Below are 20433 nucleotides of genomic sequence, written 5' to 3'. Positions count from 1 at the left end.
CTTACATGGCCGAGTTCAGTTATCCCTTCGACAGCGGCACCGGTGCCTCGATCACTCAGGAGGACTGGGAGAGGATGGCCCGCCTGTTCACGCGGTCGGGCATTCCCGGAGATCACCATCCCGGCAACGCGACGCTCAGGGTGGTCTCCGGCGGCGGTTCCCGGCAGGTCACCGTCCGCACCGGCGAGGCGATCATCCGCGGTTTCGTCTACCACTCCAACGCGGAGATCACGTTGACTCTCGACACCGTGGCCGCGGGGACCCATCGGATGGACCTGGTCGTCCTGCGGTTGGACCGTGGGACGGACTCGATCCGGGTGCACGTGATCAAGGGCACGCCCTACGCCGCCACGGCCACGCCGACGCCTCCGAGCCCGCAGACGAGCCCGTTCTACGACGTCCCGCTGGGCCTCGTCACCGTCAAGGACGACGGGATCATCCCCGCCTCCCAGATCCGGGACGATCGATGGATGGCGGGAATCGAGATCTCCACGGGCAGTTCCTGGAACAAGCCCGGCACGATGGGGCATCGCTACCACGGACAGATCCACTTCGAGAACGACCTCCGCCGATGGATCGGCTGGGACGGCGTGAAGTGGGGCATCGTCGCCGAGACGGGGGCATGGCGCACCTACGAGCCGCAGATGCAGTGGTACGACCCGGCGAATGCGTCCGTCGTGACGGTCGACAACCAGTGGGAGACCCACGGTCGTTACCGTTTCTCCGCCGACAACGTGGTGACCTTCAGCATTCATGCGAAGATCGAATATGACTACTACCCGGACAATGGCTCGGGCGCATTTCCCTCCCCGCTCAGGAGTCTGCGTCTGACCCTGCCGGTCCCGTCGGGCGGTTTCGCGGGAATGCACAACGCGATCGCGCCGCTGATGTGGACCTGCGGTCTGCACCCGCGCGATCGGCGCACCGGATTCCTGCAGATCGGCCCGGGCTCGGGCTTCGGCAGGCCGCTGGTCCAGGTGGAGGCCGGGTTCGCCGACGGACTGCCGCACGGCGGTCTGGAGGGCATGACGAATCAGAACACCCCGTGGCCGGCCGGAACCCACTTCTACATCTCCGGCTCCTACGAGTGCTCCCAGGGATGACGAGCGAAGGCAATGGCGTGTTCATCAGTCTGCGCGATGTCTACGATCAGCTCGTCCGGCTGAACAACGAGATCGCCGGGCTCTCCTCCAAGGTGGACAGCGCCAGAACGGTCATGGACGACCACGAGGATCGCCTGCGCAGGGTGGAGCAGTGGAAGTACGCCATTCCCGCCACCGTGGTGGCCACCACGGTGATGGTGGCGGTCGAACTGATCCCGTTGGTCGGTAACTGAGCACGGCCGAAGGCCCCGCCCCGCAGGTCCGGGGGCGGGGCCTTCGGCATGAGGAGGCGTTATGACAAGCCCGAACGACGCGATCCGCATCGCGAAACGGGAGATCGGTTTTCGAGAGTCGGGCACCAACGACACCAAGTACAACAGATGGCTCGGCCGGATCGGCGGCTATCCGCACGGCGGCTACGGCTACCCCTGGTGTGCGAGCTTCCAGAGTTGGATCGCCGACGAGGCGGGCATGCGGGCGAACGTCGACTATCCGCGCACCGCGTCGTGTCACCAGGGCGTCAAGTGGTTCAAGGACAGAGGCCGCTTCTCGCGTACGCCGCGCCCCGGCGACTGGGTCTTCTACGGCCCGAACGGCGCCACGCACGTGGAGCTCGTTGTCAGGGTCACCGGCACCACCATCACCACCGTGGGCGGGAACACGTCGGGAAGCCTGGGCGGGCGCTACTACAACGGTGACGGCGTGTACGAGAAGGCCATCTACCGCAGCAACCCCCGGATCCACGGCTACGGACGCCCGAAGTACTCCGAGGCGTCCCCGAAGCCCCCCGCCCATCCCGGCCGGGTGCTCGAACTGCGGGACCCGTACATGAGCGGCGACGACGTGAAGGCGGTGCAGAGGCGTCTCGACCGTCTCGGTTCGAGCCTGACGGTCGACGGGGTCTACGGCCCCCGCACCCGGTCCGCGGTCGTCGCGTTCCAGCGTGAGAACGGTCGCCTCGCCGTCGACGGCGAGGTCGGCCCGAAGACATGGGCGGCACTCTTCAACGGAGGCGGAAATGACCGATGACCTGATCCGACCCGGGGAGCTCGTGGAACCCGGCAGGGAGGCGGCGGCTCGGGGCCTGCGGACCCTGCTCCAGGGCGCGGCGGTCTCCGCCCTCGGCGCCGTGGTCACCGTGGTGCACGACGCCGCGAACTCCGGGACGACCGACTACCGGGCGGTCGCCGTCCTCGCCGGGCAGGCGGTCCTCACCGCCGTGGCCACCTACGTGCACAACCGCCTTCGCCCCGCGGTCTGAGTGCCGAGTCTTCACCGGAGCGGCCTCCCATAGGCCGCCGGGGGCGTGGCAGGGCCCCGGGACCCCGCCACGCCCCCGGGTCTCACTTCGAGACGGGCGCCTCCGCTGCCGGGGTCCTGTCGCCCGCGCCGCGGACGAGGCGGCCTACCTCGGCGCGGAGGCGGACGAACTCGGGGAGTTCGCGGGTGGAGATCTGGTCGCGGGGCCCCGGCAGGTCGACCGGGAGGTCGGCGCGGACGTGGCCGGGGGAGGAGCCGAGGACGACGACGCGGTCGCCCACGTAGACGCTCTCGTCGATGTCGTGGGTGACCAGGAGGATGGTCATGCCGTCGCTGCCGCGGACCTTGAGCGTCAGGTCCTCCAGGTCCTCACGGGTCTGGGCGTCCACCGAGCCGAACGGCTCGTCCATCAGGAGCAGGGAGGGCCGGTAGGCGAGGGCGCGGGCGATCGACACCCGCTGCTGCATGCCGCCCGACAACTGCCAGGGGTACTTGCCCCCGGCGGCGGCGAGGCCCACCGATTCCAGGGCCTCCATGGCGGCCTCGCGCCGTTCGGTCTTGGACTTGCCGCGGCGCTTGAGGGGCAGCGCCACGTTGTCGCGCACCGACAGCCACGGGAACAGGGAGCGGCTGTAGTCCTGGAAGACCACGGCGAGGTTCTCGGGGATCCCGTCGGCCGGGGTGCCGTCGAGGATCACCCGGCCCTGGGAGGGGCGGATCAGCCCGGCGATGCAGCGCAGCAGCGTGGACTTGCCGCAGCCGGACGGGCCCACGATGCTGACCAGCTCGCCCGAGGCCACGTTCAGATTCACGTCCCTGACGGCGACGTGGCCGTCCGCGTAGGTGTGCGTCAGATCCTGGATCTCAAGCAAGGGAACCATCCGGGGAGTCGAGCGCGGCGTGGCACGAAGAATGCCATATTCGGGCGCCGCGCGGTCCTTGTCGCAAATGATCACATCCTGGGTCGGCGGCCCGTCGCGGCGGCCCGCCGCCCGCCGAGCACCCGACGCTCCACCGCCGGCAGCAGCACGTTCAGCACGTACCCCAGAACACCCAGCAGCACGATCACCGACCACAGGGCGGGCACGTCGGAGCGGGTCTGGGCGAGGAAGCCGAGCCCGTTGACGGTGCCGGGCAGCAGCTCGGAGAACACCATGAGGATCAGCGAGAGCGACAGCGCCGGCCGCAGCCCCGCGAAGATCTTGGGCAGCGCCGACGGGACGATGACGTGCCCGCCCCGGTCGGCTGCCGAGAGCGCGGAACACCTGCGCTGTGTCCATCTGGAGCCGGTCGACCGAGCGGGCACCGTCGGCGGTGTTGAGCAGGATCGGCCGGCTCGCGGCGTACACGATCAGCGCCACCTTCGTGCTCAGCCCCGATCCGAGCAGCAGCCCCGCCGGCGGGATCACCGCCACCGACGGGATGGGGCGCAGGAAGTCCACGATCGCCCGGGTGGCGGTGTCGACGGCCGGGACGCTGCCGAGGAGGAGCCCGAGCGGCACCGCGAGGAGGGTCGCCAGGCCCAAGCCGACCGCCCAGGCGGTGAGGGTGTCCAGGACGTGGGACAGGAACGGTTCGTCGCCGACCAGCTCGGCGGCGCGGACCACCACCGACGAGGCCGGCGGCAGATGGGAACGGTCGACGATCTCGGCCCGCCCGAGCAGCTCGCTCGCCGCGAAGAGTGCGGCAACGCCGACGGCCCCCCGCGCCCACCGTCCGGAGCGTGTGAGGGGCCCGACCGCCCGGGGGGACCGGGGGACGCGGTCTGTGTCGTCATCGGAACATCATCGAACCGGCCGGTGCCCCGGGCCGGTCAGGCCGCGGGGCCCGGTACACGATGGCGTTCAGGTCGGGCTGGGACCTCAGCAGCCCGGCGGCCGTCATCAGGTCGACGATCCGCTGCAGTCGGGTGACGTTGTTGGAGGTCGGGAAGTCCGGCAGGGTGATCACCGAGGCCACCCGCGGGTCGATGCGGGCGTGGCCCGGCAGCACCTCCTCGACCTTCTTGCGGTCGCCGGCCGCGGTCCTCGGGTACCTGTCGGTGAAGCCCTGGGTGGTCGGGTAGGCGCTGATCGGCGTCTGGGTGACGGGCTCGCCGCCGCCGTTCACGACGACGCGGGCGCCCAGCGTCTTCTGGACGTCGGACAGGAACGGCTCGGCCACGTGGACGGCGTCGATCCGGCCCTTCTGCAGCGCCGCGCCCGTCTGCGGCATCGGCACTGCGACGTACTTGATCTTGGAGGCGTCCAGGTTGTCGGCCTTGAGGATGGCGTCCAGGGTCAGCGACTGGATGTTGTCGGGCACGTTGACGGCGACCTTCTTGCCCTCCAGGTCCTTGGCGGTCCTGATGGGGGAGTTCGGCATCACCACCACGTTCATCATGTCGGGTGTGAGGGTGGCGGCCTCGTTGAGCACCCGCAGCTTGAGGGTGCCCTGGTCGTGGGCCTGCAGGAACGAGACGTGGTCGGCCCCGGCGATGACGTCCTTGACCAGGGCGGGCAGCGCCGGCGGGCTCTGCTGCACCGGCTTGAGCCGGATCTTCAGCCCCTCCGCCTCGAAGTACCTCTGCCCGATGCCGACGTGCACGGCGGCGCCGTCCGCCGGCGGCAGCACGGCGACCGAGACGGTCTCCTTTTCGAGGCCATTGCCGCCCGCGGAGTCCGCGTCCGAGTCCCCACGGGCGACGGTGAGCGAGCCGACCGGCAGCAGACCACCGAGGAGGGCGAAACGACGACCCGATTGCCTCATGGCGCTTCTTATTCGCAAGAGGATTCCGGCGCTCGGAGAGCTTCGGGATGTGGGCGCTGGCCCCTTCGACACGCCGCCGGCCGAACCGTGATCTTGGACGGGCGGCGGGAGGGTATCGCCATTTCGGGCGGGATGCGGCGGGACCGGTTAGGTAATTACGGTCTTGTCTTCACCCGGACCGGGCGGCCCGTGGCGAGGCCCCGCAGGCCGTCGACCCGACCGTCGATCCGGGTGTGACCTTCCCTGCCGTCCGCGTGGTACGGCGGTGTACTCGTGGGTCTGCTCCGTTGCGCACGTCGGTCTCGGTCGGTCCGTGATCGGGGGAACGCGTTCGGTCACCGTCGGCGGGGGGTGCACCGCGCCGATGTGCGCGAGGATTTGGGGATCCGGACACCGGCCCTTAGAACGGCGTTCAGTGTGTTCCCATGTCATGGCGACTCCATTTCGTCAATGGCGACGTGCCTTTCTGTCTCGAGTCGGCGCGCCAGGGGTCTCCGTGATCCCTTCATCACCGTACGTGCCGGTCACCCCGTCCGGATGTTGACGTACCGTGATCATTTGGCTGCAAATAATCGGACATTCAGGCATGAAGACCACTAATGGGGACTCTAAACGTGTGGTCTTGGGCCAATCTTTGCGGGCTCTGTCGCGGATGTGCTGCAATGTCCTGCGCTGGAGGCAGAATGACGCTGCACCTACGACCCCGGGAGTGGTCCCTCTTCTGCCGATGCGGCATGTGAGCGAGAGGGTGTAAACGCCGGATGCAACCAATCGAGACAGGTGGGGACGTGCCCCGGGCCGGGGCCGCCGGGGACCGCCCGGACCCCGCGCCGAGGCGGGGCGGCAGGCTGCGGCCGCGCAACTGGCGCGTGGCACAGCGGCTGGTCGCCCTGGTCTTGATCCCCACCGTCGCCGCCCTGGTGCTCGGCGGACTGCGCATCTCCGAGTCGCGGACGAGCGCGGACGCCTACGGCCGCGTCGAGCGGCTGGCCGAGCTCGGCAACGGGGTCGCCACCCTGGTGCAGGAGTTCGCCGCCGAGCGCGACCTGACCGTCGGGTACATCGCCGACGGTCGCTCCGCCTCCCGGATCGACGACGTGCGCGCCCAGTACGGGAAGGTCGACGCGGTCACCGACGACCTCCGTCGGCTCGCGACGGGCATCGACGGGTCCTTCTCCGCCGACGCCGCCGCCGACGCCCGCCGGGTGCTGAGCAGGTTGGACGGCGTCCGGTCGCTGCGCACGATCTCCACCGGCACCAGCGTCCCCTCGTTCACGGTGCTGGAGAAGTACTCCGAGTCCATCGACGAGCTGATCGGCATCATCGACGGGATCTCCCGCGACGTGGCCGACGAGCGGCTCGCCGAGACCGCCCGCGCCATGGCCGCGATGGCCCGCGCCAAGGAGCAGGTGTCCCGCCAGCGCGCCCTGCTGATCACCGGCACCGCCAACCGCCGGCTCGACTCCGACGAGCTGTCGGCCCTGATCGGCTCCCGCGCCCGAGAGGACAGCGAGCTGGTCATCTTCCGTCAGGCCGCCACCCTGGACCAGCGGCAGATGATGGAGGACACCGTCGTCGGCCCACAGGTCGACAAGGCCAGGGAGCTGCGCCAGCGGATGATCGCCGGCGTCGGCGCCTCGCGCACCGGCCTGCTGCCCTCCGACCTGCTCGGCGCGGGCACCGCCAAGTCGCTGCGGCAGTCGATGACCGCGATGGTCGACCAGATGCGGGTGGCCGAACGGCGGCTGGGCGACCAACTGCTGGCCCGGGCCCGCGACGAGCGGTCCGCCGCGCAGAACGCGGCCCTGGTCGACGGGGGCATCACCGCCGCGATCGTGCTGCTGGTGCTGCTGGCGACCGCGCTGATCGCCCGTTCGCTGGTCCGCCCGCTGCGGCGGCTCCGCGACGGCGCCCTGGAGGTGGCCGGCACCCGGCTGCCGGGCCTGGTGGAACGGCTCCGCGACCCGCAGGCCGCGGCCGGCGGCATCGAGGTCGACCCCATCGAGATCCACACCACCGACGAGATCGGCCAGGTGGCGCGGGCGTTCGACGAGGTCCACCGCGAGGCGGTGCGGCTGGCGGCCGACGAGGCCGTGCTGCGCGGCAACATCAACGCGATGTTCGTCAACCTCTCGCGCCGCATGCAGTCCCTCATCGAACGTCAGCTCCGCCTGATCGACGAGCTGGAGCAGAGCGAGCAGGACGCCGAGCAGCTCGCCAGCCTGTTCCAGCTCGACCACCTGGCCACCCGCATGCGCCGCAACTGCGAGAACCTGCTGGTCCTCGGCGGCCAGGAGCAGGCGCGCCGGTGGAACCAGCCGGTGCCGCTGATCGACATCGTGCGGGCCTCGCTGTCGGAGGTCGAGCAGTACGAGCGGATCGCGCTCCGGGTGCAGGGCGACGTGTCGGTCACCGGCAACGTGGTCAACGACCTGGTGCACCTGGTGGCCGAGCTGGTGGAGAACGCCACCGTGTTCTCCCCGCAGCACACCAAGGTCACCGTCTCCGGGCACCTGCTCAGCGGCGGCGGCGCGATGCTGCAGATCACCGACAACGGCGTCGGCATCTCCTCCGACGATCTGGAGCAGGCCAACTGGCGGCTCGCCAACCCGCCGGTCATCGACTTCTCCGCGGCCCGCCGCATGGGCCTGTTCGTGGTCGGCCGCCTGGCCGTCCGGCACGGCATCCGGGTCGAGCTGAGGCCCGCGCTGTCGGGCGGCATCACCGCGTTCGTGCTGCTGCCCGCCTCGGTCATCGCCCGCGGCGAGCACGACGCCGGCGCCGCCCCGGCACAGCGGCTGGACCCGGCGACCGGCTCGGACGTCGACGGCGTGAGCAGCGCCGCGTGGACGCCGACCCCGGTGGCCGCCGGCGTGGCCGCCCCGGCGGTCGCGGCCGGCCCGTCCGCCGCAGGCCCGCCCGCCCTGGGCTCCGGCCGCTCCGTCGGTCCCGCGGGCCCCGCGGGCCCCGCCGGCCCCCTCGGCCGCCGGGACGGGCTCGGCACCGGGCCGCAGCCGGCCCTGCGCGACACCGGCTCCCAGCCCGCCCTCCGCGACCCCGGGTCGCCGCCCGCCGTCGGCGGCCCGCCCAGGACGCCCGTGCGCCCCGCGGCGTCCGGCGACGCGGGCACCACCGGCGCCCGGCCCGTCGTGGGCGGGGTGCATCAGCCACCGGCCCCCGGACACGACACCGCTCCGCCGCCCGCCACCGGCGCAGGCCCGGGCGGTCCGCGCCGCCGGGCGCCGGGCGACCAGACGGGACCGCAGCCCATGGTGTCGGACGGACCCCAGCTCCCGCCCACGATCGGCCGGCCCGAACTGGCGGCGCACCTGCCGGGCTTCCCATCGCCCGGCCCCGCCCCGGAGCAGCCCGGCGAACGACCCGCGCCGGCCCCGCCGGCCCGTCCCCCCGAGGGGGTGTCCTGGGGCGCGGCGGAGGACCCGCGGCCCCCGGGCGCGGTCCCCGGCCGCCCCGAGCGCTCGCCGATCTTCGACGCGATGGAGTCCGAGTGGTTCCAGCGCCGCGACGAGGGCGCGCCCGAGGCCCCGACCGACGCCTGGCGGTCGCCCGGCGACGAGGGGTGGCAGGCCGCCCAGGTCGTCCGGGAGCCGGCGGCGGGCGGCGTCACCAGGGCGGGACTGCCCAAGCGGGTGCCCGGACGCAACCGGGTGCCCGGAGCGGTGGGCCAGCAGCCCCCCGCCCGGCCCGCGCCCGCCCCGGCGAGACCCGCCGACGCGGTGCGCGACCGCTTCGCCAGCCTGCAACGCGGCGTGCACCGGGGGCGGACGGAAGCCCGTCCCCGGCAGCCCGCCGACAGCGACGAGATCGCCCCACCCGGGGCCGGCGGAGCCGGACCGGCGCGGGGCGACGATGAGAGGGGAGGATCCGCGTGAGCCGGCAGGATCTCAACTGGCTGGTCACGAACTTCGTGGACCGGGTTCCGAAGGCCGCCCACGCCGTCGTGGTCTCCTCCGACGGGCTGCCGCTGGCGTTCTCGGACGGTTTCCCGCCCGAGCGCGCCGACCAGCTCTCGGCGATCGCCTCCGGGCTGACCAGCCTGACCGCGGGGGCGGCGCAGATCTTCGACGCGGGCGGCGTCAGCCAGACCGTGGTGGAGATGGAACGCGGTCTGCTGTTCGTGATGGCGATCCGCAACGGCGCGGTGTTCGCCGTGCTCGCGGCCCCGGACTGCGACCTGGGTCTGGTGGCGTACGAGATGACCCTGCTGGTGGAGCGGGTGGGCCGGGTGCTGACCCCGGCCCTGCGCACCGAACTGGGCGCCGGCCCGCCCCGCTAGCGACCCTGACCGAAGCCTCTCGAGGCTCTGACGGAAGGCACCGTGGTGGAGCACGGCAGGCGGCATTACGGCGCCGGACCGGGCGGGCCCGGCCGGGGCGGGCCGGGCGGTCCCGAGCGTTCCGGCGACCCCGCCCGGCAGTCCTGGCCCGGCGACCCGGCGGGGGAGGCGGCGACCGGGGACCGGCGTTCGCTGGTGCGCCCGTACACCGTGACGGGCGGACGCACCCGGCCGCGCTACGACCTGGCCATCGAGGCCCTGGTGTCGGCGGCCCCGTACCCGCCGCGCGACGTCACCACCCTCACGCCGGAGTACCGGGCGATCATCGACCTGTGCCGGTCCTGGCGGTCGGTGGCGGAGGTGTCCGCGCTGCTGCGCCTGCCGCTCGGGGTCACCCGCGTGCTCATCGCCGACATGGCCCACGAGGGGCTGCTGCGGCTGCACCAGGCGCGCCCGGCCGACGCGCAGCCCGACGTACGTTTGCTTGAAAGGGTGCTCAGTGGTCTACGAAAGCTCTGATCCGATGCGCCGTCCCCCCGACGGCGGCGCCTCGATGACCTCCGTGAAGATCGTGGTCGGCGGGGGCTTCGGGGTCGGCAAGACGACGTTCGTCGGCTCGGTTTCGGAGATCATGCCGCTCACCACCGAGGCGGTGATGACGGCCGCCAGTGTCGAGATCGACGACCTGACCGCGGTCCCGGACAAGACCACCACCACGGTGGCGATGGACTTCGGTCGGGTCACGCTCGACAGCGACCTCATCCTGTACCTGTTCGGCACCCCCGGCCAGCACCGGTTCTGGTTCATGTGGGACGACCTGGTGCGCGGGGCGATCGGCGCGGTGGTGCTGGTCGACACCCGGCGCCTGTCGGACTGCTTCGCGGCCATCGACTACTTCGAGGAGTCGGGCCTGCCGTACGTCATGGGCGTGAACGGCTTCCACGGTGAGTTCTCGCACTCCGCCGAGGAGATCCGCGAGGCGCTGACCGTCGGCCCCGAGGTGCCCATCGTCCAGGTCGACGCCCGCAACCGGGAGTCCACCAAGCAGGCCCTGATCGTGCTGGTGCAGCACGCGCTGAAGGTGCACGCCGCCGGCCCCGCGGTCGGCGCGGGCCCGGCCTGGACGTGACCGCCGCCCGTCCGGGAGGGCCGCAGGCTACGGTCGCGTAGGGGGGCTTGCGTGTTGCACCATCTCATGACGTGATCGATGACTCCGTGAAGGACGCGTCGGGCCTCGGCGGGTTCGACAGCTACGTGGCGATCGGCGACAGCTTCACCGAGGGCCTCAATGATCCCGACCCGTCCGGCGACGACCGGTACCGCGGGTGGGCCGACCGGGTGGCCGAACGGCTGGCCGCGCACCGGCCCGGGTTGCGGTACGCCAACCTGGCCGTGCGCGGCAAGCTGCTGCACCAGATGGTCGAGGACCAGGTGCCCAGGGCCGTGGAGATGCGGCCCGACCTGGTGACCTTCGGCGGCGGCGGCAACGACATGCTCCGTCCCGGGGCCGACCCGGACGCGCTCGCCGTCCGGTTCGACGAGGCCGTCCGTCGACTGCGCGGCGCCGGCGCCCGAGTGCTGATCTTCACCGGCTTCGACCCGCGCGGGCTCACCCGGGCCGTGCCGCGCGGCAAGGCGGCCACGTTCAACATGCACCTGCGGGCCATCGCCGACCGGCGCGACTGCCTGCTGGTGGACCTGTGGCCCGTGAGCGTGCTGAACGACCCCAGGGCCTGGCACGAGGACCGGCTCCACCTGTCGTCCGAGGGGCATCGACGGATGGCGCTGCGGGTGTGCGAGGTGCTCGGCGTGCCCGTCGAGGAACGGTGGAACGACCCGTGGCCGCCCCGAGGAGCCGTCCTCGACTGGCGTGCGCAGCGCCGCGAGGACCTGTACTGGGCGAGGACGTACTTCCTGCCGTGGGTGCAGCGGCGGATCCAGGGCCGTTCCAGCGGAGACGGCCGCGACCCCAAGCGCCCCGACCTCTCGTCCCTGTGACGACCGCCCGCACCCGGCATCCGGGTGCGGGCGGCTCACGCGTTCGGCCCTTCAGGCGGGCGTGGCCTCCGGCCTCGTGGCGGCCTCCCCGGCCGGCGGGGCGGGCGCGGGGGCCGTCCGGGCGGTCCGCGCGGTGGACGCGGTGGCCTCCTCGACCGTGTCGTACAGCGAGAGCCTCCGGTCCAGGCCGGTGATCTGCAGGGTGCGGCGGACGATCGGGCGCGCTCCGGTGAGCGCCAGGCTGCCCGCGCCGGCGGTGACGGCCTTGTGACAGCCGATGATGACCGACAACCCGTGGGAGTCCATGAACTCCAGGTCGTCGAGGTCGAGGACGAGATGGTCGCCGTGCGTCCGGCGCGCGGCGTGCAGGTGCCGGCGCAGATCGTCGGCGCTGGCGATGTCCAGTTCGCCGCGCAGGCTGATGACGGCGCAGCCGTCCCGCCCGCGCGTGGTCAGGGTCAGTTGCCGCACGGGGGATTCCTCCTCCCGGTCGAAGCGACTCCGCCGGACGCCCGGCGGTTGATTTCCATGGGTCAACTATCCAGCACGGCGCGTGCGCTGCCAACCGGCTGCCGGACGTTTGTCCGGTGAGGTGGGTAAAGGAAGGTTCAGGGGTGACCGTCCAGCGCCGCCCGGAACGCCGACAGTCCGTTGACCAGTGCCTCCCGGCCCGCCGGGCTCATCGTGTCGATGACCTTCGCCAGCTCCCGCCGCCGCTGCCGGCGGGCCCATCCCACCAGCCGCCGGCCCGGCAGGCTGAGCGAGATCACCACCTCCCGGCGGTCGCGCGCCGCCGCCTCGCGCACGATCAGGCCGGACGCCTGCAGTCGATCGCACAGCCGGCTGGTCGCCGAGTTGGACGCCCGCATCTCCTGGGCCAGCGTGTTGAGGTTCAGCCGGTCGAACCGGTCGACGATCAACAGCGCCCGGAGCTGCGTCGGCGGCACCGTGGACCCCAGCGCCTCCAGCGCCTGGTCGCACACCTCGCGCAGCAGCTCCGCGCCCGCCTCCACGGACTCCACCAGCTCCGCGTCGACGGCCGGCTCGCCCCCCGCCCTCCGGTGCGTCACCCGTCCACCACCAGCCCTCGGGCGTCGTCCCACCCGACCACCCGCAACACCGTCCGCAACGGGGCGGCCGGGGCGTGCAGCACCACCCGGCGTCCGTCGCCGAGGCGCTCGGCCAGCCCCACCATCGCCCGCAGGCCCGCCACGTCGCAGAACCCCACCCGCGACAGATCCAGGTGCAGATCCCCCGAGGCGCACTCCCCGGCGAGCCCCTCCAACGCCGCGACCAGCGCGGGATAGGTGACGTCGTCGATCTCCCCGGCCAAGGACAGGCCGGGAGGACGGGCCGTGCGCACGATCCGCAGCGCCCCGTCGTCGAGACCCGATTGTTCACTCACCTCAGCCCCAGAGCATAGGGCCCGAGGCCCGCCCCGACCCATGGGAGGTTCACATAGGGTTGCAGCAGTTTGATGGAGACCCTCCCCGAAGTGAAGGACGGACGAGCGTGAGCGCGCCACGGCTGCCGGAGCATCTGGAGCTGCTGCTGACCGACGAGCCCGTCCTGGACGTCTACGCCCACGGGCCCTGGCGGGTGCCCGACGGCCTCTACGAGCGGCTCCGCGAACGCGCCGCGGACTGCAATGGCGACGAGCGGGCCGAGACGCTGGCCCGGTCGCTGAGCGACTTCTACGGCCCCGGCACGTCCCCCGCCGGGGCCGAGCTGTGGTCGCTGCTCACCTTCCTGCTGGGCGCCGCGGCCATCCGGGCCGGGTCGCGCGGGGACATCGACTACGAGCTGCTGTCGGATTTCCTGGCGCGGCCCGAGCCCGCCGTCCGAGACCCGATGACCTGGCTGTCGCAGGGCGGACGCTGGCGCCCCCCGGGGCTGTGGCTGCCCGAGCCCGCCGGCGACGACCGTGAACGACGTGAGCTGATGTACGGGCTCGCCCGCGACTGCCTGGACGTGTTCGAGGGCCTGGAGCCGCTGGAGACCCGGCGGCTGGCGCTCGTGGGGCTGTTCGACCGGCGGGCCGCCGACCCCGAACAGCGGGAGCGGGACCTCACCGCCCCCCAGGGCGACCTCGGCGGGCTGTGGGCCGAGGCCGTCACGGACGAGGAGCTGGCCCTGCTGCCCGAGCTGGCGGGCCCGGTCGGCTATCTGGAGTGGACGGCCTCGGGGCTGGGCGCCGCGCACGAGCGGCTGCTCGACGCCGTGCCGGACGGCGATCCGCTCGACACCGCGCTGGCCCGGCTGCTGCTGCAGGCCGACGCGAAGGCCGCCGCCCCCGCCGAGCTGGCCGTCGCGCTCGGCACCGGCCGCTACGAGACCGTGCAGGAGCGCGTCCGGGCCCTGCGACCCGACTTCGCTGTCGACGCCTGGCAGAACGAGGTCCGCACCTGGCTGGCCCGCGGGCTGGTCGCCGGCGAGGCCGACGCGTGCCGGGCCTGGCTGGACATGGCCGTCCGGTTCACCGGCGCGGTGCAGGGCCTGCCCGACGCCGCCACGACCCCGCGCTCGCGGGTGCCGGTCCGGGCGTTCCAGGTCGACCTGCGCCGGCTGTACGAGCGCCGCCGGGTCGTGCCCAACCCGTTGACCGAGCGCTTCGCCAGGTCGGGCGCCGCCGGGTCCGCCGCCGACGAGTCGCCCGACGGCGTTCTCGTTCCGGCCGGTGACGAGGGCGAGGTGATCGTGGGCCAGCCGGAGTTGGCCGACGCGGTGCGGCGCGCCCTCGCCGGCCGCCTCGCCGGAGAGCCGGTCCGGCTGCTGATCGCCGGCCCCGAGGGCACCGGCAAGGGCACCGCCGTGGCGGAGCTGGAACGGGTGCTGACCGAACGCGGCGTCGTCCGGCAGACCCTGTGGGTGTCGGACCAGGTGTTCCCGTCGCTGCCGGTCAGCGACGCGGTGCTGTGGCTGCAGGCCCGGGTCCGCGAGTGCATCGAGGGCCGCACCATGCTCGTGGTGGACGACCTCGACAAGCTGTTCACCTATGAGCGCTGCGGCCCGGCGGTGGCCGAGGAGCTGCGCCGGATGATGGCCCGCAGCCCCCGGCTCGACGTGGTGGCGCTGTGCCGGCCGGGCGGCGAGGAACGGCTGTTCGACGGCAATCCGGCGCTGCTGCGCTCGTTCGAGGTGACCCGCACCCGCGAGTTCGGCGAGGACGAGTACGCCGAGCTGTTCCGCCGGACGGTGGTCGCCCGCGGCGCGGCCGTCGACCGCGAGGTGGCGCGCACCGCCGGGATACTCCTGACCCGCACGCCGCCGCTGCTCAACCTGCGCGGCGCCCGGCTGGTGGAGCACCTGGCCGCGCAGTGCGCCGAGAGCGCCGCGGGCCGCGGGGAGCCCGCCGAGATCACCGCCGCCGACCTGCCGCAGCGGCTGATCCCCGGCCGCGCCGCGCACGCGGACCCGCTGGCCGAGCTGGCCGCCTGCGCCGGGATCGAGCCGGTCAAGCGGGAGGTCAGCGCGCTGGCGGCCGAGGCCAAGGCGGCCCGGCTGCGCCGCGAGGCGGGCATGGCGGTGGCCGCCCGGCCCCGCCACCTGGTCTTCACCGGCAACCCCGGCACCGGCAAGACGAAGATCGCCCGGATCCTGGGCCGGATCTACGCCGACCTCGGCGTGCTGCCCGCCGGGCACCTGGTCGAGGTGGACCGTGCCGATCTGCTGGGGGAGTTCACCGGCGAGAGCGGCACCAAGGTCCGGCGGGCCGTCGAGCACGCCCTCGGCGGGGTGCTGTTCGTCGACGACGCCCACAACCTCGCCTCCACCCCGGGCGCGGCCGACGCGGCCCGGCTGCGCGAGGCCGTGGGGGCCCTGGTCGCCGCGATCCAGGCGCACCCCGACGAGCTGGTGGTGGTGCTGGCCGGGCCCGAGGCCGACCTGAACGGGCTGCTGCGCGCCAACCAGGAGCTGGCCGCCTACTTCCCCAAGACGGTGCGATTCCCCGACCTGACCGACGACGAGCTGGTGAGCGTGTTCACCGCCAAGGCCGAGGACGAGGGCTTCCGGCTCGGCGAGGGCGTCCTGGAGCGCGTGCGCGGGCTGGTGCAGGCCGCCCCCCGCGAACGCGGCTTCGCCAACGCCCGCCTGATGGTCAAACTGCTGGACCGGGCGGTGGCGCTGCAGGGCCGCCGGGTGCTGGCCGACGACGTGGTGGACGAGGACGAGTCGCTGTCGGAGATCCTGCTCGACGACCTGCCGGGGACCCTGGGCTCGGCCTGGGCGGGCGAGCTGCCCGAGGGCGACCCGCTCACCGAGATCGAGCGGCTGATCGGGCTGGACACCATCAAGCACGAGGTCGGCCTGCTGGTCGCCGAGGCCAAGGCCGAGCGGATCCGCCGCGACGCCGGGATCCCGATCGGCTCCCCGACCCGGCACATGGTGTTCGCCGGCAACCCCGGCACCGCCAAGACCACCATCGCCCGGCTGATCGCCGCCGTGTACGCCCGGCTGGGCCTGCTGTCGTCCGGGCACCTGGTGGAGGTCTCGCGGGCGGACCTGGTGGCCGAGTTCATCGGGCAGACCGCGCCCCGGGTGCGGGCGGCGGTCGAACGCGCGCTGGGCGGCGTGCTGTTCATCGACGAGGCGTACTCGCTGACCATGGCCGGGCACGACAAGGGCGACTTCGGGCACGAGGCGGTCGCCGAGCTGCTCAAGCTGATGGAGGAGCACCGCAGCGACCTGGTGGTGATCGTGGCGGGGTACGAGGCCGAGATGGAGCGGTTCCTCAAGTCCAACCCCGGGCTGGACTCCCGCTTCCCCAAGGTGCTGAGCTTCCCCGACTACACCTCCGACGAGCTGGTGTCGATCCTGGAGTTCATGACCGCGGAGAACGGGTTCGGACTGACCGACGGGGTCGTGGAGGAGGTGCGGTCCCGGCTGGCCGCCGAGCCGCGCAGCGCCTCGTTCGGCAACGCGCGCCTGATCCGCAACCTGCTGGACGCGGCGATCTCCCGGCAGGCGCAGCGGATCACCAGCGGGGACGGCGACATCGACGCCGAGGAGGTGCGGCTGCTGCGCCCCGAGGACCTGCCGCCGCGCCGGCCCGGCGAGGCGCCCTTCCCCGGCTCGTACCTGTAGCCCTTCGGCTAGGCCCCTCCGGGGGAGACGCGGTACGCGGACGCCTGGAGCGCGTACAGCTCCGCGTAGAGGCCGCCCGTCGCCATCAGCGCGTCGTGGTCGCCCTCCTCGATCACCTTGCCCTGCTCCAGCACGTAGATCCGATCGGCGTACCGCACGCTGGCGAGCCGGTGCGTGATCAGCAGGACCGTCCGGCCGTCCGCGTGCTCGCGGATCCGTTCGAACAGCATGTGCTCGGCGCGGGCGTCCAGCGCGGCGGTCGGCTCGTCGCAGATCAGCAGCGGCGCGTCCCGGTAGAAGCCGCGGGCCACCGCCAGCCGCTGCCACTGGCCGCCCGACAGCTCGGCGCCGCCCTCGAACCGACGGTCGAGCAGCGTGTCGTAGCCGTGGCCGAGCTCGGCGACGACCTCGTCGGCGCCCGACGCCCGCGAGGCCGTCAGGACCATCTCCTCGTCGGCGTTCCGCGCCATGGTGATGTTCTGCCGGGCGGTCATCGGCCAGTGCGTGTAGTCCTGCGCGATCACGGAGATCCGCTCGCGCAGCCGCCCCGGGTCCATGGCGGCCAGCGACACCTCGTCCCACCGCACGTCGCCGCCCTCGGGCCGGTAGAGGCCCGCCATCATCTTGGCGAGCGTGCTCTTGCCCGAGCCGTTCTCGCCGACGAGGGCGACGACCTCGCCCCGGCGCACCTCGATCGACACGCTCCGCAGCGACGGCCTGTCGGCCCCCGGATAGGTGAACGTGAGGTCGTCCACCACGATCCGCTCGAAATCGTCGGGGACGGGCGCCGGGTCCGCCTCGGGCGGCGCGGGCACCCGGCGCTCGGCGTCCTCGCAGAAGCGGATGTAGTCGCCGAAGTACAGGCCCTCCTCGTAGCACCGGTTGACGGCGAACACCAGGTTGGCGAGCGCGCCCTGCCCGGTGCGGATGGCCAGGACGGCGGTGCCCGCGACGGCCAGCGGCACCGCGCCGTTCCACAGCATCAGCCCGAGCGTCGAGTACACGGCCGCCAGCGACACGCCCTTCATCACGTCGCCGATCACCACCGCGACCGTCTGCCGCCGCGCCACCGCCAGCTCGGCGTCCCGCTCCTGGGCGGCGAGCGTGTCGTACTCCTCCAGCAGGAAGTCCCGCATGGTGAACGAGCGGATCTCGGCGGCGTGCTCCCGTTCGGCCATCAGGTCCGACAGGATCCACTTGCGGCGGCGCACCCCCACCAGCGACAGCATCGTCAGATACCGGGTCCGCGCGGCCCGCACCGACGCCCAGCCCTCGGGAACGGCCGTCAGCAGGAGCAGCGGCAGCAGCAGCGGGTGCAGCACCCCCAGGGTGCCCGCCGCTGCCAGCACGCCGACGGAGCCGGTGAGGATGTCGACGGCCCCGGAGACGACGGCCGGCGCGGCGTACAGGCCGGGGCCCTTGGCCCGGTTGAGCTCGTCGAGGAAGTCCGAGTCGTCCAGGGCGGCCAGGTCGACCGCCGTGGTCAGGTCGTACAGGCGCATCTCCACGATCCGCTCGACCTGGGGCTTCAGCCGCGACTGCGCCCAGCCCGCGCCCGCCTGCAACGCCGCCCGCAGCCCCGCCGCCACGGCCACCACCACCAGCGACGGCAGCGCGTCGCGCACCCGGTCGGGGGTCGGCCCGGACGAGAACAACGCGGTGAGGACCCCGGTGGTCGCCAGCAGCCCGAACGCGGTGAAGAACCCGGCCGCCAGGTTCAGGGAGATCGTCACGATCGTGTCCGACGGGCTCGCCCGCCACGCGAGCCGCACCGACTGCGCGACCAGCGCGGGCAGCCGCCGGGCCATCGTGCCCAGCCCCGTCTCGGCCATCTCGCCGGCCCGTTCCATCCAGCCGGGCGCGACGACCTGCGGTCGGTCGGCCGGGGCCGGCGCGGAGTCGTCGCGCCGGCCCCTCCCGCCCTTCCTCCACGGCGGGAAACGCCGGCGTGCCGCCATCCAGCCCCCTCGCTTCGCCCGAGTCACGAGGCTCAAGTCTGCCTCCGGGCTCGGCGGATTCCATGGCAGGTATCACACTTCAGACCGACAGGAGAGGGCTCGTCATCATGCGAGAGATGGACACGGGAACGTCCCGGTTTGAATATGTTGGGCGTCATGACAGAGGAGCGGCGGAACCGCGGAGTGGAGGCACCGACCGAGCGGATCCCGCCCCAGGCCGGTGATCATGACACCCTCGGCGGCCGTCACGGGCGGGGCTACGATCACGGCGCCTTCGGCTATGACGAGTCGGTGGCGCGCGGGTCCGCCGAGGGGCCTGACGACGGTCACGGCCAAGACCCGTACGACGACGGTCAGGGCCACCGCCAAGGGCCTCCCGGCCGCCCGCCGTCCCGAGGCGCCGTGCCCCCGGGTGGGCGCACCTCCCGTCGCGCCGCCGGCCCGCGCCGCCGGCGCTGGCCCAGGGTGACGGGCATCCTCGTGGCCCTGATGCTGCTCTTCGTGGTCGGCGGCTACTTCTTCCTCGACTCGCGGCTCCAGCGCGAGGACGTCCTCGGCGACTATGAGGGCCGTCCCGCCGACACTCCCGGCACCAACTGGCTCGTCGTCGGCTCCGACAGCCGTGAGGGCCTGTCGAAGAAGCAGCGCAAGGAGTACGCCACCGGAGGGGGCTCCGGACGCCGCACCGACTCGATGATGCTGGTGCACTACGGCGACGGCGGCACCACGCTGCTCAGCCTCCCGCGCGACTCGTACGTGCCGATCCCGGGGCGTGGCTCCAACAAGCTCAACGCCGCCTTCGCGTACGGCGGCCCCAAGCTGCTGGTGCGGACGGTCGAGAAGGCCACCGGCATCCGCGTCGACCACTACGCGGAGATCGGCTTCGGCGGTTTCGTGGGCGTCGTGGACGCGATCGGCGGTGTGGACCTCTGCGTCAAGGAGCCCCTCAAGGACCCGAAGGCGGGGCTGGACCTCAAGGAGGGCTGCCAGACCCTCAGCGGGGGCGAGGCCCTCGGCTACGTCCGCACCCGCAAGTTCGCCAATGGGGACCTCCAGCGGGTCGAGCACCAGCGGCAGTTCTTCGCCGCCCTGATGGACAAGGCGTCCGGGCCGGGCGTCCTGTTCAACCCGTTCCGGTCGATCCCGCTGGCGATGAACTCCACGTCCAACTTCACCGTGGACGAGAACGATCACCTGCACGACCTCGCCCGGCTGATGTGGGCGATGCGCAGCATCGGCGGCGGCGACGGCGTCACCACCACGGTGCCCGTCGGCGGCTTCGGCTCCTCGGCGGCGGCGGGCTCCTACGTCCGATGGGACACCGCCAAGTCCTCCGCCCTCTTCGAGGCGCTCCGTGAGGACCGTGCGATCCCGAGCGACCTCATCAAGAGGTGACGTTTCACTTACCCCGGCCCGTCTCCGACGGCCGCGCCGCGCCCGGGGTGGGCGGTGATTAGACACTGTCTCGGCGGTTAGACATCTGGCATGGCCGCCGATTCCTCGCAATCCCCCTCCGCCGCCTCGGGCCCCTCGGGTCCCTCGGGCCCCTCGGGTCACTCCGAGGAGTACGCCGAGTTGGACCGCCTGCCCACGGGAGAGCTGCACGACCGGGCGATGAAGCTCGCGTTGGCACGCGGTGACCTGGGCTTCCTGTGGCGGGTGCTGCGCGACATCCCGCCGGCGGAGGCCGCCGCCGGGCAGCCGGCCCAGGGCACCGCCGACATCCTGCACGTCTCGGCGCTGATCAACGAGTTCCTCCACGCGGGCGAGGGCGACGTGGCCGAGGCGCTGCGTCCGGTCTACCTCGACTATCTGGCCCCGTCCGACACCTCCCGCCTCTCTGAGCCCCCAGGCGCAACGGGCTCCTCGGGCTCCTAGAGGCCCTCAGGGCGTCGGAAGCGCCCGGACGACTCCCGAGCCCCGGGAGTCATGGATGTGGCCTTGTGCGCCGTCTCACGGGGTTTCGGGGCGCTCGGGGGCTTCC

The 20433-nt window shown here is 72.7% G+C and carries 19 protein-coding genes; 12 read left to right on the top strand and 7 right to left on the bottom strand.

Annotated elements, in window-relative coordinates:
* Window positions 1–5: 5 nt before the first annotated feature.
* The 4 genes from DFJ69_RS02625 (at window position 6) to DFJ69_RS02610 (ending at window position 2364) form a co-directional block, all read left to right on the top strand.
* On the top strand, window positions 6–1103 hold the full coding sequence (locus DFJ69_RS02625) for a hypothetical protein (protein ID WP_116020997.1): 1098 nt from the start codon (window positions 6–8) through the stop codon (window positions 1101–1103).
* Window positions 1100–1336: a hypothetical protein gene (locus tag DFJ69_RS02620; RefSeq protein WP_147312186.1), complete on the top strand. Its 237-nt coding sequence runs from the start codon at window positions 1100–1102 to the stop codon at window positions 1334–1336. The genes DFJ69_RS02625 and DFJ69_RS02620 overlap by 4 nt, the downstream gene beginning before the upstream one ends.
* Before the next feature lie 61 nt (window positions 1337–1397).
* On the top strand, window positions 1398–2132 hold the full coding sequence (locus DFJ69_RS02615; RefSeq protein WP_116020995.1) for a peptidoglycan-binding domain-containing protein: 735 nt from the start codon (window positions 1398–1400) through the stop codon (window positions 2130–2132).
* On the top strand, window positions 2122–2364 hold the full coding sequence (locus tag DFJ69_RS02610; RefSeq protein ID WP_116020994.1) for a hypothetical protein: 243 nt from the start codon (window positions 2122–2124) through the stop codon (window positions 2362–2364). The genes DFJ69_RS02615 and DFJ69_RS02610 overlap by 11 nt, the downstream gene beginning before the upstream one ends.
* An 82-nt stretch (window positions 2365–2446) precedes the next feature.
* Here DFJ69_RS02610 and DFJ69_RS02605 read toward each other — a convergent pair whose 3' ends face one another.
* From DFJ69_RS02605 to DFJ69_RS02595, 3 genes are all read right to left on the bottom strand, one after another.
* On the bottom strand, window positions 2447–3244 hold the full coding sequence (locus DFJ69_RS02605; protein ID WP_116020993.1) for an ABC transporter ATP-binding protein: 798 nt from the start codon (window positions 3242–3244) through the stop codon (window positions 2447–2449).
* 71 nt (window positions 3245–3315) lie between these two features.
* Window positions 3316–3669 carry an ABC transporter permease subunit gene (locus tag DFJ69_RS02600; protein WP_116020992.1) on the bottom strand — a complete coding sequence of 118 codons (354 nt, stop codon included), beginning with the start codon at window positions 3667–3669 and terminating at the stop codon, window positions 3316–3318.
* A 467-nt stretch (window positions 3670–4136) separates the two neighbouring features.
* Window positions 4137–5111, bottom strand: coding sequence for an ABC transporter substrate-binding protein (locus tag DFJ69_RS02595; protein WP_116020991.1), 975 nt, complete (start codon window positions 5109–5111; stop codon window positions 4137–4139).
* Between the two features lie 761 nt (window positions 5112–5872).
* Here DFJ69_RS02595 and DFJ69_RS36040 point away from each other — a divergent pair.
* From DFJ69_RS36040 to DFJ69_RS02570, 5 genes are all read left to right on the top strand, one after another.
* Window positions 5873–9004, top strand: coding sequence for a sensor histidine kinase (locus DFJ69_RS36040; RefSeq protein ID WP_116020990.1), 3132 nt, complete (start codon window positions 5873–5875; stop codon window positions 9002–9004).
* Entirely contained in the window at window positions 9001–9408 is a 408-nt protein-coding gene (locus DFJ69_RS02585) for a roadblock/LC7 domain-containing protein (RefSeq protein WP_116020989.1), read from the top strand. The genes DFJ69_RS36040 and DFJ69_RS02585 overlap by 4 nt, the downstream gene beginning before the upstream one ends.
* A 45-nt stretch (window positions 9409–9453) precedes the next feature.
* Window positions 9454–9927, top strand: a complete 474-nt coding sequence (locus DFJ69_RS02580) for a DUF742 domain-containing protein (protein WP_425453293.1) — start codon at window positions 9454–9456, stop codon at window positions 9925–9927.
* A gap of 34 nt (window positions 9928–9961) precedes the next feature.
* Window positions 9962–10537 (top strand): GTP-binding protein, encoded by a 576-nt coding sequence (locus DFJ69_RS02575; protein WP_116026344.1) that lies wholly within the window; start codon window positions 9962–9964, stop codon window positions 10535–10537.
* Between the two features lie 71 nt (window positions 10538–10608).
* Window positions 10609–11406, top strand: a complete 798-nt coding sequence (locus tag DFJ69_RS02570) for an SGNH/GDSL hydrolase family protein (protein ID WP_245973955.1) — start codon at window positions 10609–10611, stop codon at window positions 11404–11406.
* 51 nt (window positions 11407–11457) lie between these two features.
* Here the strand turns inward: DFJ69_RS02570 and DFJ69_RS02565 are convergent, their stop codons facing one another.
* From DFJ69_RS02565 to DFJ69_RS34050, 3 genes are all read right to left on the bottom strand, one after another.
* On the bottom strand, window positions 11458–11877 hold the full coding sequence (locus tag DFJ69_RS02565) for an anti-sigma factor antagonist (protein WP_170177518.1): 420 nt from the start codon (window positions 11875–11877) through the stop codon (window positions 11458–11460).
* A gap of 137 nt (window positions 11878–12014) precedes the next feature.
* On the bottom strand, window positions 12015–12476 hold the full coding sequence (locus DFJ69_RS34055) for a MarR family winged helix-turn-helix transcriptional regulator (RefSeq protein WP_170177517.1): 462 nt from the start codon (window positions 12474–12476) through the stop codon (window positions 12015–12017).
* Window positions 12473–12811, bottom strand: coding sequence for an STAS domain-containing protein (locus tag DFJ69_RS34050; RefSeq protein WP_170177516.1), 339 nt, complete (start codon window positions 12809–12811; stop codon window positions 12473–12475). Before DFJ69_RS34050 ends, DFJ69_RS34055 begins: the two co-directional genes overlap by 4 nt.
* Window positions 12812–12918: 107 nt before the next feature.
* Between DFJ69_RS34050 and DFJ69_RS02555 the strand changes: the two genes are divergently transcribed.
* On the top strand, window positions 12919–16491 hold the full coding sequence (locus DFJ69_RS02555) for an AAA family ATPase (protein WP_116020984.1): 3573 nt from the start codon (window positions 12919–12921) through the stop codon (window positions 16489–16491).
* Window positions 16492–16499: 8 nt separating this feature from the next.
* Here DFJ69_RS02555 and DFJ69_RS02550 read toward each other — a convergent pair whose 3' ends face one another.
* Window positions 16500–18449, bottom strand: coding sequence for an ABC transporter ATP-binding protein (locus DFJ69_RS02550; RefSeq protein WP_116020983.1), 1950 nt, complete (start codon window positions 18447–18449; stop codon window positions 16500–16502).
* Between the two features lie 156 nt (window positions 18450–18605).
* Here DFJ69_RS02550 and DFJ69_RS02545 point away from each other — a divergent pair, with 156 nt between their 5' ends.
* Both DFJ69_RS02545 and DFJ69_RS02540 read left to right on the top strand, forming a co-directional pair.
* Window positions 18606–19844, top strand: coding sequence for an LCP family protein (locus tag DFJ69_RS02545; RefSeq protein WP_116026343.1), 1239 nt, complete (start codon window positions 18606–18608; stop codon window positions 19842–19844).
* 90 nt (window positions 19845–19934) lie between these two features.
* A complete protein-coding gene (locus DFJ69_RS02540; RefSeq protein WP_245973954.1) occupies window positions 19935–20327 on the top strand; it encodes a hypothetical protein in 393 nt (130 codons plus the stop codon).
* The last annotated feature ends 106 nt before the right edge of the window (window positions 20328–20433 follow it).

The sequence above is a fragment of the Thermomonospora umbrina genome (genome assembly GCF_003386555.1).
GTDB lineage: Bacteria > Actinomycetota > Actinomycetes > Streptosporangiales > Streptosporangiaceae > Thermomonospora > Thermomonospora umbrina.
This window is presented reverse-complemented; position numbering and strand designations above follow the sequence as displayed.